At 30.6% G+C, this 16,073-nt stretch carries 15 protein-coding genes; 11 read left to right on the top strand and 4 right to left on the bottom strand.

The features are described 5' to 3' along the window. Positions 1 to 10: 10 nt before the first annotated feature. A complete protein-coding gene (locus WNY78_RS16880) occupies positions 11 to 397 on the bottom strand; it encodes a nucleoside triphosphate pyrophosphohydrolase family protein (protein WP_342874395.1) in 387 nt (128 codons plus the stop codon). 427 nt (positions 398 to 824) lie between these two features. Here WNY78_RS16880 and WNY78_RS16875 point away from each other — a divergent pair, with 427 nt between their 5' ends. The 7 genes from WNY78_RS16875 (at position 825) to WNY78_RS16845 (ending at position 7,958) form a co-directional block, all read left to right on the top strand. Then, positions 825 to 1,454 carry a hypothetical protein gene (locus WNY78_RS16875; protein ID WP_342874394.1) on the top strand — a complete coding sequence of 210 codons (630 nt, stop codon included), beginning with the start codon at positions 825 to 827 and terminating at the stop codon, positions 1,452 to 1,454. Positions 1,455 to 1,482: 28 nt separating this feature from the next. Continuing rightward, entirely contained in the window at positions 1,483 to 3,222 is a 1,740-nt protein-coding gene (locus WNY78_RS16870; protein WP_342874393.1) for an ATP-binding protein, read from the top strand. Then, positions 3,219 to 3,842, top strand: a complete 624-nt coding sequence (locus tag WNY78_RS16865) for a response regulator transcription factor (protein WP_342874392.1) — start codon at positions 3,219 to 3,221, stop codon at positions 3,840 to 3,842. Before WNY78_RS16870 ends, WNY78_RS16865 begins: the two co-directional genes overlap by 4 nt. 77 nt (positions 3,843 to 3,919) lie before the next feature. Next, on the top strand, positions 3,920 to 4,729 hold the full coding sequence (locus WNY78_RS16860) for a hypothetical protein (protein WP_342874391.1): 810 nt from the start codon (positions 3,920 to 3,922) through the stop codon (positions 4,727 to 4,729). 98 nt (positions 4,730 to 4,827) lie between these two features. Beyond that, on the top strand, positions 4,828 to 6,753 hold the full coding sequence (locus WNY78_RS16855; protein ID WP_342874390.1) for a T9SS type A sorting domain-containing protein: 1,926 nt from the start codon (positions 4,828 to 4,830) through the stop codon (positions 6,751 to 6,753). Between the two features lie 164 nt (positions 6,754 to 6,917). Then, the gene (locus WNY78_RS16850; protein WP_342874389.1) at positions 6,918 to 7,334 is read left to right on the top strand and encodes a lipocalin family protein; all 417 of its coding nucleotides are present in this window, start codon (positions 6,918 to 6,920) and stop codon (positions 7,332 to 7,334) included. Positions 7,335 to 7,337: 3 nt separating this feature from the next. Next, complete coding sequence (locus tag WNY78_RS16845; RefSeq protein WP_342874388.1) at positions 7,338 to 7,958, top strand: hypothetical protein; 621 nt, start codon at positions 7,338 to 7,340, stop codon at positions 7,956 to 7,958. A 235-nt stretch (positions 7,959 to 8,193) separates the two neighbouring features. Here the strand turns inward: WNY78_RS16845 and WNY78_RS16840 are convergent, their stop codons facing one another. Then, a complete protein-coding gene (locus WNY78_RS16840) occupies positions 8,194 to 10,233 on the bottom strand; it encodes a dihydrofolate reductase (protein WP_342874387.1) in 2,040 nt (679 codons plus the stop codon). Between the two features lie 102 nt (positions 10,234 to 10,335). On the opposite strand from WNY78_RS16840, the gene WNY78_RS16835 reads away from it, so the two are divergent. Beyond that, entirely contained in the window at positions 10,336 to 11,358 is a 1,023-nt protein-coding gene (locus WNY78_RS16835) for an SRPBCC family protein (RefSeq protein WP_342874386.1), read from the top strand. Beyond that, entirely contained in the window at positions 11,359 to 11,724 is a 366-nt protein-coding gene (gene crcB, locus WNY78_RS16830; protein ID WP_342874385.1) for a fluoride efflux transporter CrcB, read from the top strand. A gap of 188 nt (positions 11,725 to 11,912) precedes the next feature. On the opposite strand, the gene WNY78_RS16825 is transcribed toward crcB, so the two are convergent. Together WNY78_RS16825 and WNY78_RS16820 are read right to left on the bottom strand one after the other, a co-directional pair. Continuing rightward, positions 11,913 to 12,512 carry a DUF1684 domain-containing protein gene (locus WNY78_RS16825; protein ID WP_342874384.1) on the bottom strand — a complete coding sequence of 200 codons (600 nt, stop codon included), beginning with the start codon at positions 12,510 to 12,512 and terminating at the stop codon, positions 11,913 to 11,915. A 175-nt stretch (positions 12,513 to 12,687) separates the two neighbouring features. Continuing rightward, on the bottom strand, positions 12,688 to 13,242 hold the full coding sequence (locus WNY78_RS16820; RefSeq protein WP_342874383.1) for a hypothetical protein: 555 nt from the start codon (positions 13,240 to 13,242) through the stop codon (positions 12,688 to 12,690). A 636-nt stretch (positions 13,243 to 13,878) separates the two neighbouring features. Here WNY78_RS16820 and WNY78_RS16815 point away from each other — a divergent pair. Both WNY78_RS16815 and WNY78_RS16810 read left to right on the top strand, forming a co-directional pair. Further along, complete coding sequence (locus WNY78_RS16815; RefSeq protein WP_342874382.1) at positions 13,879 to 15,111, top strand: MFS transporter; 1,233 nt, start codon at positions 13,879 to 13,881, stop codon at positions 15,109 to 15,111. After that, complete coding sequence (locus WNY78_RS16810) at positions 15,108 to 16,073, top strand: YpdA family putative bacillithiol disulfide reductase (RefSeq protein ID WP_342874381.1); 966 nt, start codon at positions 15,108 to 15,110, stop codon at positions 16,071 to 16,073. The genes WNY78_RS16815 and WNY78_RS16810 overlap by 4 nt, the downstream gene beginning before the upstream one ends.

Raw genomic sequence — 16,073 nt, 5'->3', positions numbered from 1 at the left:
CTCTTTTTTTTTATGATTCTAATATCGATTTGATATGAGGTTTAAAATAGTTTGGTCCTTTTAGAACTTTACCATCTTCTCTATAAATAGGCTCGCCATCCTCTCCCAGTTTACTCATATTACTACGTTGAATTTCGTCAAAAACTTCTTCAATTTTGTGTTGTAAACCGTGTTCAATAATTGTTCCGCAGAGGATATAAAGCATATCGCCTAAGGCATCAGCAACTTCAACCAAATCGTTATCATTTGCTGCTTCTAAATATTCTTCATTTTCTTCACGCATTAATTTATAACGCAACATGTTTTTATCAATCCCTAAATCTGCTTTAGGTGTTTCGCGATGACCAATTTTAAATGCTGTATGGAATGCTTTTACTGCTTCTATTTTTTTCTTCATTAAAATATATTTTCATTTCCGTTAAAACGGAAATTTTGTTGTTTAGTTTCGTAATTTCGCATAAAAATAATGATATGTTTAGTAATGGTCAATTGATTTTCGGAGTTTTATTCGCATTGGTTTTTGCTGTAATCATATTTTTTGCTTACAAAAAAGACTTTAAACTTCATAGAAAGTATTACAGAGGCAGTGTTTGGGTGTTGATTGCTTTTATTGGTTTTATCCTCATGATTGCTGCTATTAAGTTCATTTTTGTTTAATTACTTTACCTTTTCTTTTCTTCGGAAATTCTAACTATTTGACAGAGTTTTCTATAATCTGTTAAAATTTTATGTAACTTATTCATTCAATATACCTTGTATTAGGTATGTTTTGATGTGTTCCTGCTTTGCATCTTTGTAATGTTAACTAATTAAACCAACCCGTTATGAAGTCAAAAATTTTAAAACTAAGTTGTTTTGCAATATTACTATTTACATTTTTTGGATGTAATGATTGTAGTGAATGTGAGAAAGAAAATAAAGATTTAAAAGAAAAATTAGAGATATGTATTTCTAATCAAGAAAATAGTAAGTCTAATGATAATAGTTTAGCAAAATCATCATTAAAAAAGTATCAAGTTAAAGGTGGATTTTCAACTAAAGCAAATACAATTGATGTTTGTATTCCAGTGACAGATAGAAATTTGAGTGTAGCTGAACCACCTGTAGACATATCTTCTTCAAAGTGTAATGCTATTTTAATAAGAGTTGATAACAACAGTGAAGGGTGCACTTCTCAGCAACTACCATATCATTTTATAAATGAAAAAATCTTAATAAGTAAAATCAATTCATTAAATACAAATAGATTAAAAGAGGATAATAAACTTATCGTAATTGTAATTAAGTGCTCTGATCTAGAATTTCCAGATTTTATAAGCTCCTACAAAAACAGTATTGTTAATTTAAATGGTGATTACACAAGTTTGAATACCATTTTAACTAATGGATGTATAAAGATAAAAGATATTACAAAACCTAACGAAGATGGAGGCGATATCATTGTAGGTGGTTAAAAAATCTAAATATTTAATTTTATTTCTCTTGTCCATCTATAGTTATGGACAAGAGCATAATAATGCATCATTCTCTCAATTAGACTCCTTATTTAATGATGAAGATTATCGCTCAATAATTTCACTAAACGACTCTAAAAAATTAATTTTTAACGATGTTGAAATTCAAGGTCACGCGAATTATATTATTGGAAAATCTTATGAAAATTTAAATAAGGAAGATTCTGCACTCGTTTATTATCAAAACGCTTTAAAATTATTTAAAAAAATAAAAGCAAATGAGAATGTGACTAAAACGAACTTAGAAATCTATTTGCTATTAGATAGTCAAAATAACATTCAAGTTGATAAAAACAAATATCTTCAAGAAGTTCTAGATTATGCAAAAGTCACAAATTCTAAAAAATGGTTAGCTCCATATTACACCAATGTTGGTATAAATCATTCTAAAAAAGGCAACATTGATTCTGCCAAGATTTACTACAATAAAACATTATTAATAGCTAAAGAAATTGATAGCTCTAGTATGACTATAAATACTTACCTCAATTTAGGTTCGCTATATTCCAGTAAGATAAAAAATCAAGATTCTGCAATTTATCAATATAATGAAGCTTTACGTTATTACTTCTTAGATACTCTGAACTATAAAAATTTTAATATTGAGTTTAATTTATATAATAACTTAGGGAATGCATATAGGAGAAAAAAAGAGTTTAATACTGCTTTAAAATATTACAGTAAAGCAGAAGAATTAGAATTACCAAAATTTAATAGAAAAAGCAAAAAAATATTGTACTCAAATATAGACGCTACATACTATTACATGGGAGAATGGGAAAGCGCTTATGACTATTTATACAAGTACGATTCCATAAAAAATATAATAAACCTAAAGGAACAAAACTCTAGTATTGCTGACATTGAAGAAAGGTATGAAAATGAGCAACTAAAAGTAAAAAACCTCAGCAGCGAAGCCAAAAGAAAACAGAGTCAAAATATAGCAATAGGTTTAGGCGGAAGTCTTGTTTTAGGATTTATAATAGCCTTCCTCCTCTTCAAAAACACAAAACGCAAACAAGTTCTAGCCGAACGTGATAAAGAACTAGAAACCCAAAAATTAGCTACTGTTCTCAAGGATCAAGAGCTTAATGCTATAGATGCCATGATTGAAGGTCAAGAAAAAGAACGACAGCGAATTGCTAACGATTTACATGATGATTTAGGCGGATTGATGGCAACGGTAAAATTGCACTTTAATGCCTTAAAAGAGAAACAAACTCCAGAACTGTATTCAAAAACCAATGACCTTATCGATGAAGCTTATAATAAAGTAAGAACTGTTGCACACGCAAAAAACTCTGGTGTTATTGCTAAACAAGGACTTTTAAAAGCTATAAATGAAATGGCTTTTAAAATTTCAGCATTAAATAAAATTACGATTGACGTAATAGATCATGGATTAGAAAACAGATTAGAAAATAGTTTAGAACTAACCATTTTCAGAATAATACAAGAACTAATAACAAATGTCATTAAACATGCCAATGCCACAGAAGTTACCATTCATATCACAAACCATGAAGACAGTTTGAATATTATGGTTGAAGATAACGGAAAAGGGTTTAATCCTAGCCAAGTCACCAAAACAAATAAAGGCATGGGAATAAGTAGTATAGATAAACGTGTAGAACATCTCAATGGTACTATGACCATAGAATCTAATAAAAATCAAGGTACAACGATAATAATAGATATACCAATATGATACGATTAGCTATAGCAGAAGACCATCAATCACTTATTGATGGCATAAAATTATTGCTAGAATATGAAGACGACATCACTATTGTTGGTACAGCAAATGATGGTGAAGAATTACTAGACATTGTAGAAAAAAAACATCCAACAGTAATTCTAACAGATATTAGAATGCCTAAAATGAATGGTATTGAAGCGACTAAACGCATCATAAAATTAAATCCGAAAATTAAAGTCTTAGCATTTTCTATGTTTGATCAAACAGATGCTATTCAACAAATGCTAGATGCTGGAGCAACTGGATACATCCTAAAAAACTCATCACTTGCTGAAGTTTTAAGTGCTATTAGAACTGTATCAAATGGAGAAACTTATTTTGATGCCAATATAAATACCAATGTTATTAATACAGAAAACTCAACTAAAACCAAAGGCATACTGACTAAACGACAAATAGAAATCCTAGAACTTATTGGATTGGGAAAAACCTCACGCGAAATTGCCGATGACCTTTTTATAGGAGTTCATACTGTAGATACGCATCGTAAAAATATGGCTCGTATTTTAGGTTTGAGTGGAAAAGGCGAACTGATGCGCTATGCTTTAGAGAAGAAGTATAAGTTTTAGATTTACCTAATATTGGGTATTTTATTGCTTAACTATTTATATAATATTTGAGATATTAATCAATACCATAAATTATCATGAGACAACTTATTTTTGTATTTATCGCTCTCCTATCTATAGAATGTAACGCTCAATTTAAAAACTATAAAATTGAAGGAAATAAAGTAAAAGTTGTGAAAATGTATTCAGATATCACAACGCTTGAAATCAAACAAAAGGTTTTAACCTCAAAAGTTAACATATTTGAAACTAAAGACTTAACAACTTTTTTAGTTGATAAAGTTGCTAAAATACCAGATTACATAACTCAATACTTAAAAAAAAGAAAGAAAAAATTTTCTGCTACATATGATGCTAGAAATGCGCTTCAACAATCTTCAGATACCTATGAAATAGAATCATTAGTATTTAAAAGAAATGTCTTTCTTAAAAATAAATCTAAAGCAACTAATGCTATGACTTTAGAATTAGTTCCTGAATTCGTACAAAACAAAAAATTCATAGTTTTCAAAATTTCTAAATTAGATTTTAACTATTCTAAGGCTATAGTAAAACCTAAAGCACCATTTTTAAATCTTCTTATTGAGATTAAAGCTTTTTATGCTAAAGCTGGAGACAACAATACTATCACTAAAACAGAAATAGCATCTTCGTCACTTATCGTTCCAGTAGATTTAAGAGAATCTTCTCAAGATGAAAATTTAAAACTAATCAAAAATCAATTTTCTGATGTTTTTCTACCAAACGGAATTACAGAAATTAGTGTAAAAGTAACTGAGATAAATCCGTATAAATTAAAACTAGAAGAATTAGAAACTTTTATTAGTGATAATAATGAAGATTTTTCTGGTCTATTTGAGGAATTATCAAAAATTCTGAAAAACTGAAAGATAAAAAATCACATCAAAATTACACAAATTGAGTATTTTCTCATTGGATTAGGTGCTGTATATTTGAAACACTGTTAATTAAAAATCAGATCATTATGAAACGAGTATTACTATTATTAAGTTTTTGTTGTACAATTAGTATGACTGCCCAAATCTCGGACTATATTACAGATATTGTAAATCCTGTAGGTATAGCAAAAAATGAAACAACAATGTTTGTTGGAGCAATTGGATCTCAACAAATTTTTAAAATCGATATGACGGCTACAAATCCTGTAGCAGAAGAATATTTAAACAATATTAGTTTTCCAACAAAATTTTTACTCAATGGCAACGATTTATATTTTACGTCAAGTAATTCAACAATTTCAAAAGTAGATATCACTAGTCCTAATCCTACAATAATACCTATTGCTAATATATCTTCAGCATTTGGTATTGCTATTAAAGATAACTTCATGTATGTAAGTGTAAGAGCCTTTGATAATAGTGGAATTGTTCGTTTTGATTACACACAAACAAATCCTACTATTGAGACACTAATAACGGGTTTAAGTAGTTTTGTAAATGATATTGACATCCATGGTAATGATTTATATATGGCTCGAGGTAACAATGGTGTTTCAAAAATTGATATTACTCAAACTAACCCAACTCTAATTGATGTAATTGCTGCTCCTGGTGTATTAGAGGTTAAAATAGATGGTGATGATTTATACTATTGTAGCAACTATTTAAATAAATTAGATCTCATAGATGAAAATGCTACTCCAGAATTACTAATCTCACCAGTTACTACAATATGGGATATTTTAATAGATGGTAATGATATTTTCTTGGCTCAGCAAACAGATCATAAAATATCAAAACTAAATACAACATTTGTTGACCCAGTTTTAAGTCCAGATTATGCTGCCTTGGTTAGTTTTTATAATGACACAGATGGTAACAATTGGACCTCTTCAATCAACTGGCTAGACACTACAAAATCGCTTTATTCATGGGAAGGTGTCCTTACAAATGAAAATAACAAAGTCATTGGTCTTAATTTGTATAACAACAACCTATCTGGAACATTACCAACTAACATAGACGATTTTGATCAATTACAAACTTTAAGTTTAGATTCTAATTTGTTAACTGGAGATTTACCAGCAAATTTATACAACCTATATAACTTGGAAAAGTTAACGCTTTCAGTAAATAATTTTACAGGAACTATTGCATCAGATATTAGTAATTTATCTAACCTAACCGATCTTAACCTATATTCTAATAATTTTGAAGGCGTACTTCCAAGTAGTTTTAGTAATCTAACTAACCTAACAAGTATATTTCTTGACAATAATAAATTTGAAGGAACCTTACCTTTTAACGCTGCTAACGCAACTATATTTGTGACTTATAACAATTTTGACTTTAGTGACTTAGAACCGTTTATACAAGCAAATAATTATGTTAACTTTTACTATTCTCCTCAATATACACCAGATACACCAGAAACCATTGAGATAGGAACAGAACAAGATATCACACTTACAATACAAGATGAAAATATAAATAGAACAACTCAAAACACAGCCATGAACAATGAATATCAATGGTTTAAAGATGATGTTACAATTCCTGGAGCTATATCTAATTCATTAACCTTATTAAATACACAAGAAAGCGATAGTGGTATTTATCATTGTGAAATTACTAATACTATCGTAGCAGATTTAGTTATTGAAAGACCAGATATAGTATTAACTGTAGATAGCTCATTATCTATTCAAAACCAAGCTATTTATGAAATTAAGACCTACCCTAATCCGGTTACAAATTGGTTAACTCTAGATTTCGGAATACAAGATAATGTTGCAGTATCACTAATAGATGTTAATGGCAAAATAGTACTAGAGCAAACCTTCAATACAACTTTAACAACAATAGATTTAAGTAGTTTATCAAGCGGACTCTATATTTTAAATCTTTCTTCGGAAGAAAAGCAAATCACAAAAAAAATCATTAAACAGTAAATGTTAGTTAGATGTTTATTAACTATAGTTGGATTTGCTATTAATTCATAGGGAGTATTTATTTTTAACAACCATCTATTTTAAAAATCCCCTCTATTGGGGATTTTTTTGAACAAAGTGCTTTCATACATTGTACATCTATTAATTCAATAAAACTTATACTTATGAAATCAATTAAAAATGTATGTATTATTGCTTTTATCATAATTACAACTTTTGCATGTAGTAGTGATGACGACAGTTCTGGTGATACAACTGGAGACAATCAAACAAAGATTATAGGATCTTGGCGTTATACATCTGGCACAACAAATGGTGAAGCAGACACGCTTAGCGACTGCGATCTTATGGATACTGCAACATTTACTACTAGTCAAGTAACATTCGCTTATTTTGAAGGCGTTAACTGTGAAGACACAGGGTCTGAAACCATTAATTATACCATCAACGGTAATAATATTTCATTATCCTTAAATAACGAAACTTATACTTCGGAAATTTTAACGCTTAACAATACAACGCTTACTCTAAAAGATTCTGATGGTGGTGACGTTTATACAGATACATATACTAAACTATAATTTATGAAATCAAAAAACACAAATTTCGCTTGGCTGTGTTGCATATTGCTCATCTTTTCACAACCTTTATTTGCACAAGATGACGACGACTCTACAAAAAGTATTAAACCACTAAGAATAGGTGTCAAAATTGGTGTACCAAACATTATTACTGCAAATGCAGAGTATGTAACACCTCTTTTAGGTAATAGAGTTGCTTTGGCAGTAGATTGGATGTCTTTATCTAAAACCGTAGACGAAACATCCATTAATTACAATAATTTTGAGATAGGTACAAATATCTATTTCAACAAAAAAGGCAAAGGATTATATGGTGGTTTATCATATTTTTCATTTGATGGAGAAGGTACTTTTACAGAAACAGAATTTGATAATGGTTCTGTTGAAGACGGAACAGGAAAAATTGAGTTTAACACAATAAACCTAAAGTTAGGAGCAAAACTTGGACGCACATTCTACTTTAGAATTGAAGTAGGATATGGCTTTGGTGATATCCCAGAGTTTATTGTAGTCACAAATAATGATGGCTCCCAAACCACTTCTGAAGACATCCCAGAAATCCCTGGAATTGAGACTTCAGGTATTCCTAATTTTAACTTCGGAATTGGGTTTAGTTTTTTATAAACCAAACGATGATACGATATAAAAACACCCTTTTTGGGGATTTTTTTATTCAATTTATAGTGTTTAATGATGACAAACCTCAAATTCAACGATGATTGATAAATAACAACCATGATTATCATTTATTCTATACTAACGTTAATCGCTATTAATCTAATCTTATTGAAGTTTAGTGTCAATAAAAAAAGGATGTAATTCTCATTACATCCTTTTTATTTAACTATTTGTGAAGTTTTTAATTTTCCGTAGGAAGAAAACCATAATCCTTACTATATCTCATCATTTGTCCTTCAAATGTATTTGGTTGCTTTACTTTTACTTTAGTAATCTCACCTTTATCATTTTTCTCTGCAACAAGAACTGGATTTACAAAACCACTATATGGTGCAGATGTAAATTGCTTATTACGTTCTAAAACTTCAGCATGAATGGCTTGGTCTACTTTTACTCCATAACCTTCAACTAAATCTTCAACAGCTTTATAATCACCTTCAGATTTGATACGTTGTGTTTCTCTTAATAATTGACCAAATAACTCATGTAATTTTTCGTAGTCATTAATATTGAAATACGTTTTTCCATCTCTAGTTACCTTCTCAATTACATTGTCTGCTTTTCCTTTTTCAAAAGCCCAAGCCGAAACCCATTGTCTATTCACCATGTGTGCTTCTTCAACATCATCACCTAGGTTTAATCTAATTAATTGAGTCATTAATCCGTTTCTAATGTAACCATCATAAGCAGCTTTTCCAACAGATTTCCAGTCGTCAACCAATCCTAACTCTTGTAATTTAGGGTTATATAAATAGTACAATCCAACTAAATCTGCACGACCTTCTTCTAAAGTAGAGGCGTATTTTTTAAGTGTTTCTTTTGTTTCTCCAACACCTGGATTTAATTGTCCAGAGGCATGACCAATAACTTCATGTAACGCTGTATGTAACTTATCTGCTATTTGACCATACTTTTCTTCAAGTTCATATTCTTCATCATCATGAACAAACTCTTTTAAACGTCCTGTACTACCAGCATTATTATATGCATTAATAATGTTTCCTAAAGACACAGATTTACTTCCTACAGCTGCACGAATCCAGTTTGCATTTGGCAAGTTAACACCAATTGGTGTACTTGGTGAAGCATCTCCTGCTTCTCCTGCTACGTTTACAACTTTGTATGTAACACCCACAACACTATCTTTTTTATGCGCATCCATTAAAGGAGAATTATCTTCAAACCACTGTGCGTTTTCAGATAAAACAGACATCTTCTCAGACATGTCAAAATCTTTGATTTGTACAATACCTTCATAAGAACCTCTATAACCTGCTGGATCGTTATACACTTCAATAAAACTATTGATGTAATCGATATTTCCATCCGTTGCAGCTGTCCAAGCTACGTTATAATCATCCCAAGTTTGTAAGTCTCCAGTTTTATAATATTGAATTAATAAACCAAGTGCATCGCCTTGTGCTTTATTTTCTGCAACACCTTTTGCAAGCTCTAGCCATTTTACGATTTCATCAATTGCGCTTCCGTATAATCCGCCAGATTTATAAACACGTTCTGTTAACACTCCATCAACTTTTACCAATTGTGAGTTTAAACCATATGATAATGGTTTCTCTGGGTTAGGAGATACTTTCTTTTTATAGAAATTTTCTACATCAGCACTTGTTACATCTGGTCCATAAAAGTTAACAGCAGACAATAATACATTATCAACATCTTTAGTTAGATTCACTTTCTTAGCATCCTTATCATTAAAAATAACATCAAACGCTTCGCCTTCTAAAGTTTTATTTGTTTTAGCGAGTAAATCTTTAAGATATTCTGAAGAAAATTCAGGCTTAATTTTATCATTTGAATAATGATGATGAATACCATTAGAAAACCAAACACGTTTTAAATAGACTTCAAAAGCTTTCCAATCATCAGCATTTTTATCTCCATCATAATTAGCGTAGACACTTTCTAAAGCTTTTCTAATCTTTAAATTATGTCTGTAATTCATGTTCCACATTATATCACGTCCAGATAATCCAGCTTGTGTTAAATAGTACACTAATTTTTGTTCTTTTAAAGTCAAATTCTCCCATCCTGGAATTTGGTAACGTAATACTTTAATGTCTGCAAATTGCTCAACATTATAGTCAAAATCTTTATTAATTTCTACTTTTTCAGATGCTGTTGTTGTATCCTTTTTATCTTCTCCACATGAGAACATAAAAGCAGTAATAATAGTTAGTACTAATATTTGTTTTAATTTCATTTTAAAAATTTTAATTGTTGACTCACAAATGTAAACATTTATAATCATGAACTAAAATTGATTATCTTTGATTACCTAATTAATTTAACATCAAAATTACTAATGAAAGCATTTAAATATATTCTCTTTTTATTACTCATTCTCTTTATAGGTTTTGCAATTTATGTTGCTGTTCAACCCAATGACTATACGTTTAATAGAAGCAAAGTTATTGACGCTCCAGTACCTGTAGTTTATGATGTGGTTAACGATTTTAAAGAATGGCCACGTTTTTCTCCTTGGATAGAACAAGATAAAGATGCTGTACTTACTTTTAATGAAAAAACGTCTGGAGTTGGCGCTGGTTATAGTTGGGAAGGTGAAATTTTGGGCATTGGTAATGCAAAAACAGTGGATGTACTCAATAACAAAAAGATCAAACAAGAAATTGAATTTGTAAAACCATTTGAATCCATATCAAATATAAACTGGACTTTTGAGCAAGTAGAAAAAGGCACAAAAGTAACTTGGAGTATGGAAGGCAAACAAGATTTTATGACAAAACTGTATGTGGCTTTTGCAGGATCTATAGAAAAAAACACAGGACCAGATTTTGAAAGAGGCCTTTTCAAACTAGACAGCATTGTACAAGCAGATATGAGTAAATACAGTATAAATGTAGAAGGCATTACACAACATAGTGGTGGCTTTTATTTATACAATACGAGCTCTTGTAAGATGGAAGATTTCAAACAAAAAATGGACGAAATGTTACCTAAAGTTGGAGCTTATGCTATTGCAAATAATATCACAATGGCAGGCAAACCTTTTGTCATTTATCATAAATGGGATACCGAAAACAATACAGTCATGTTTTCATGTTGTATTCCAACAACCTCTAAAATTGAGACCACAAATCCAAATATTTTAACAGGTCAACTAGAACCTTTTAAAGCTGTAAAAACAGTTCTTAGAGGAGATTATTCAAATTCTGAAGAAGCTTGGAACAAAGCCATGGCTTATATAAAAGATAATAATCTTAAAGAACCTATAACCGGTCCTGTTTTAGAAATCTATGTAACAGATCCTAAATCAACTCCTAATCCTGCAAATTGGATTACTGAAATTTATTTAGCAGTAGAATAGATGAAGCAATTACTTTTAGTGTTTTTAGGTGGAGGTTTTGGAAGCATGCTCAGGTTTGCTTTTGGAAAATTTCTCAATAATTCTCAAAACGGAATTCCCTACGGAACATTCGCTGCAAACGTCATAGGTAGTTTATTAATAGGGCTCATTTTAGGCTTAGCTGCAAAAAATGACACACTTTCATCTAACCAAACATTGCTTTTGGCCACAGGATTTTGTGGAGGCTTTACCACCTTTTCTACCTTTGCTTATGAAAATCATGTGCTTTTAAAATCAGGCGATTTTATGAGCTTTGCTATTTATACTATAGCGAGTTTTGTGTTGGGTTTTCTAGCGGTTTTCTTCGGAATGTATTTGGCTAAATGAAATAAATTTTCAGTCGCAGTCGCAGTTTTCAGTTGTTTACTCTTGTGATGAAATTGTAGTTGAAAAATAACAGCACTTTTTATTACATAATATTTCCGAAGTAAAAAAACTCAGTTTATAGTCTTGAATATTTACAACTCCACAACAAACAACTTTACAACTTTTCAAATTATGGGAACGAGTGAATACTAATCATGAAATTTCTTCACTCCTGCTCTAACCTCTAAATCCAAATAATTTTCTCTTGGTACTATTGGACAAGAATACTTTTCATTATAAGCACAATAAGGATTATAAGCTGAGTTGAAGTCTATTTCAATGGTATCACCTTCAGGTAAATTCATGTCTATATAACGTCCACCACCATAACTCTCTTCGCCATTGGTGTTATCTAAAAAAGGTAGAAATAAGTAATCTTTATATTTTTCTTCTTTAATTAAACCTTGATTTTGGTAAATATTAAGCTCGTACGGTTTTCCATTAATTTCAAATGAAACGATACCATATTTCACATATTCTGGTAAACGACTTGTTGTCGTTTTCATTTTAAACACATCTTCATTTGGTGTTCTTTTAAAAACTGCTTGTACAACAAAAGTAGAATCAAACTTAAAAAAATCTAAACCTTTAAATGTTTTTAAGTCTTTCGCTTTTAATGGCGATTTTGATGCGTCTTTGTATTCTGAATTGATCTCTCTTTGAAACTCAGTTTCCCCAGCAACAGGAACTTTATCTTGTGCACAACTTAAAGCTGTTACTAATAGTAGTAATAAAAATATATGTCTCATTTATAATCGTTTTCGACTTCAAAAATACGATTTGATTTTTGATAGGAAAAGAAATGAGTAACCAATTGAAAAGTAGTATCCTTTTTTCAATATTCAAACTTGACATATATATTGAGTTGACACAATTAAAACAATGTCAAAAACTACTAAATTTTTACATTTCCGAAGACAACTTCTAATGTTTCAAATTAAAATAATCCATCACAGCATGGTAATCATTTAGATCTACACCATCATTTTCTAGCTGAACTTTTAGACTCTCAGCTCCTAATCGACCTATTGTTGTACTATTAGATTCTGCAATAACAACCTTGAGTGTTGTTAAATTACCAGCTCCAATTGTTGCAGGTGTATTTGTTCCAGCAACCGAAAAATACAACCAGAATCTCTCTAGAGCAATCTCTGTACTTATATCAACAAAATTACTACCAAATCCAGAATCAAGATATCCTGTAGTAGGTACTGGAATATATGTTCCATCTAGTGTTTTCACATAGCCAACAATTAAATCATTATCAATAACATCTTGAGTAAATTGCGGAACATCAACAGCAAAATTTCCTCCAGCTTTTGTTGAAATATCAAATAAATACGTCGCCACATTTGCATTTCCATCCATACCATCTGCTCCATCTATTCCGTCTGTTCCATCTTCTCCATTACAAGCTGTCATGGCAATTGCTAAAAATGAAACGATAATGAATTTTGAAATAAAATTTAAGTTTTTCATAATAAGAATATTTTGGTTACTTGTTTTAAAAACTAATAATTAGTTTAAACCTATTACATAGATTTAATCTAAAATAATAAAAACTTACTCGAAGACTTTCAGTTTTGTACAGTTGGCATATTATCCTGTATAATTGGAAACACTTCAATTTAATTAACTGAAAACCAGAAGCTAAAAACAAACATAAAGTATACAATGAACTTTATAATTTCGGATTAGATAATAGTTTAATTACACTTTCTATACTAAAAAACAGCTTATCAAAATAGAACTCAAAAGTTTACAAATAGATTAATTTTCAAAAAGAAAATGCACTCAAAACAAAGAAGAAAATTGTTTATTAAAAAAAAAGTTATAGATTTACTTCACTAAATAATTAGAAAAAATGCAAAACAACGTCATTTCATACAAACAAAGACAGACCTCTTATACTAGGAGTCAGACTTACTATATGTTATGATAATATAATTATTTAACCAACCAATCATAAAAAGTCTGACCTAACCGTCAGACTTTTTACATTTAATAAAGTTTATAATTCAAAAATATATGCATTGAATGAAGCCAACTAATGCTGATGTAATTCTCGATTTCTTGATTCGTCGCATTTTAAAGTAAAAGAATAAACAACCAAAAATGATAAAGCTATTTAACAACTATAAAGACACTTTTAGAGGACTCTCTAGAGAAGTTTGGTGGCTTGCGCTCATCACTCTAATAAATAGAGCTGGCACAATGGTGATTCCATTTTTGTCATTATACCTCAAAGATGATTTGAATTTCAGTATGAGTGATGTTGGATGGATTATGAGTGCCTTTGGATTAGGATCGGTTGCTGGCTCGTGGCTTGGTGGTAAATTAACAGACAAAATTGGCTACTATAAAGTTATGGTGAGAAGCTTACTCTCAACGGGTTTTCTATTTATCGCCTTGCAATTTTTAAATTCATTTACCTCTATTTGCATTGGTATATTCCTAGTTATGCTTGTTGCAGATACGTTTAGACCTGCAATGTTTGTGGCTTTAAGCGCATACAGTAAACCCGAAAATAAGATACGATCACTAACGCTCATTCGTTTAGCAATTAACCTTGGGTTCTCTGCTGGACCAGCTATTGGTGGACTCATCATCACTGGACTTAGTTATTCTGGTTTATTTTGGGTTGATGGGATTACTTGCATCATTGCGACTTTCGTGATGATAAAAGTATTGCATCCTAAAAAAGCGAAGATCCTGGATACTATTGTGAATGACAACCCAGATTCTGCATATAATGACAAAGCGTTTTTAATATTTTTAGTAGCCATGGTTTTATTTGGGATTGTCTTTTTACAATATTTCTCAACCATTACTATTTACTATAAAGAGGTGCACACGCTCACCGAATTTGAAATAGGACTGCTCCTAGGTGGCAACGGGTTTTTAATTTTCATTTTTGAAATGCCTCTCATCAAATGGCTAGAAAGCTCTAAATATTCAAAACTAACACTTATGTTTTTTGGTGCAGTACTCACTGGTTTTAGTATTTTAGTTTTAAATTTATCGACTTGGTCTGGTGTTTTAATTATAGGAATGTTGCTAATGACCGTTGGTGAAATGATTGCATTTCCGTTTTCAAATTCTTTTGCTATAGATCGTGCTAAAAAAGGAAATCAAGGTGAATATATGGCATTATATTCGATGTCATTTTCTATTGCTCACATTTTTGGACACAATGCTGGAATGCAAATGACAGCACAACTTGGTTATGATAATACTTGGTATATTGTCACAGGCATTGCATTTGTATGCGCACTAATTTTGTTTATATTAAATAACAGACTCAAATCAAAAAATACCACAAATCCTTTAAGCGTAATTAAATCATGATAAAACTAGATGTATTAATAATTGGAGCTGGACCTATTGGGATTGCCTGCGCTTTAGAATGTAAGAAACACAATTGGAATTATCGTGTCATAGAAAAAGGCGCACTCACCAATTCGTTATTTAATTACCCATTGAATATGACTTTTTTTTCTACTTCGGAAAAATTAGAAATTGACGACATTCCCTTTATCAGTAATAATTCTAAGCCTACAAGAAATGAAGCTTTAGAATATTACCGTAGAGTAACAACATCAAATCAATTAAACATCAATTTATATGAGCAGATTATTTCCGTAGAAAAAGAGGACAATCATTTTAAAGTCAAATCAGATAAAACCGAATATTCAGCAAAAAAAGTAATCATCTCAACGGGTTTTTATGACATTCCAAATTTGTTAAATGTGCCTGGAGAAAGCTTGCCAAAAGTGATGCATTATTATAAAGAAGCACATCCTTTTACGTTGCAAAATATCGCTGTGATTGGAGCAAGCAATTCCTCTGTAGATGCAGCATTAGAAATCTATCGCAAAGGCGGAAATGTGACAATGATTATTAGAGGAGAACAGGTTGGAGAACGCGTAAAATATTGGGTACGTCCAGATATTATAAATCGTATTGAAGAAGGCAGTATCAAAGCTTATTTTAATAGTGAAATAAAAGAAATTTTAACCGATAAAGTAATTATCAATACTCCAGATGGTGTTGAAACTATTGCAAACGATTACGTCATTGCTTTGACTGGTTATCGTCCAAATTTTAAGTTTCTCGAGAAAGCAGGTGTTCAATTTTCCGAAGATGAAAAATTCATCCCAAAATATAATTCTGAAACTATGGAATCTAATGTTAACGGTCTCTATCTCGCTGGTGTGATTTGTGGCGGAACGGAAACTCATAAATGGTTTATTGAAAATTCTAGAATTCATGCAAAAATGATTGCAAAACATATTGAAAAAGCACTTTAA

Origin of the sequence: Psychroserpens sp. AS72 (assembly GCF_038900375.1) — a bacterium.
Lineage (GTDB): Bacteria > Bacteroidota > Bacteroidia > Flavobacteriales > Flavobacteriaceae > Psychroserpens.
Note: the sequence above shows the minus strand (reverse complement) of the source record. Positions and strands in the feature narration are given on the sequence as shown.

Bases quoted from the DNA above. Each gene is read 5' to 3' on its own strand.
- WNY78_RS16880 (WP_342874395.1), bottom strand. From the start codon at position 397: ATGAAGAAAAAAATAGAAGCAGTAAAAGCATTCCATACAGCATTTAAA.
- WNY78_RS16875 (WP_342874394.1), top strand. From the start codon at position 825: ATGAAGTCAAAAATTTTAAAACTAAGTTGTTTTGCAATATTACTATTT.
- WNY78_RS16865 (WP_342874392.1), top strand. From the start codon at position 3,219: ATGATACGATTAGCTATAGCAGAAGACCATCAATCACTTATTGATGGC.
- WNY78_RS16860 (WP_342874391.1), top strand. From the start codon at position 3,920: ATGAGACAACTTATTTTTGTATTTATCGCTCTCCTATCTATAGAATGT.
- WNY78_RS16855 (WP_342874390.1), top strand. From the start codon at position 4,828: ATGAAACGAGTATTACTATTATTAAGTTTTTGTTGTACAATTAGTATG.
- WNY78_RS16850 (WP_342874389.1), top strand. From the start codon at position 6,918: ATGAAATCAATTAAAAATGTATGTATTATTGCTTTTATCATAATTACA.
- WNY78_RS16845 (WP_342874388.1), top strand. From the start codon at position 7,338: ATGAAATCAAAAAACACAAATTTCGCTTGGCTGTGTTGCATATTGCTC.
- WNY78_RS16840 (WP_342874387.1), bottom strand. From the start codon at position 10,233: ATGAAATTAAAACAAATATTAGTACTAACTATTATTACTGCTTTTATG.
- WNY78_RS16835 (WP_342874386.1), top strand. From the start codon at position 10,336: ATGAAAGCATTTAAATATATTCTCTTTTTATTACTCATTCTCTTTATA.
- crcB (WP_342874385.1), top strand. From the start codon at position 11,359: ATGAAGCAATTACTTTTAGTGTTTTTAGGTGGAGGTTTTGGAAGCATG.
- WNY78_RS16825 (WP_342874384.1), bottom strand. From the start codon at position 12,512: ATGAGACATATATTTTTATTACTACTATTAGTAACAGCTTTAAGTTGT.
- WNY78_RS16820 (WP_342874383.1), bottom strand. From the start codon at position 13,242: ATGAAAAACTTAAATTTTATTTCAAAATTCATTATCGTTTCATTTTTA.
- WNY78_RS16815 (WP_342874382.1), top strand. From the start codon at position 13,879: ATGATAAAGCTATTTAACAACTATAAAGACACTTTTAGAGGACTCTCT.
- WNY78_RS16810 (WP_342874381.1), top strand. From the start codon at position 15,108: ATGATAAAACTAGATGTATTAATAATTGGAGCTGGACCTATTGGGATT.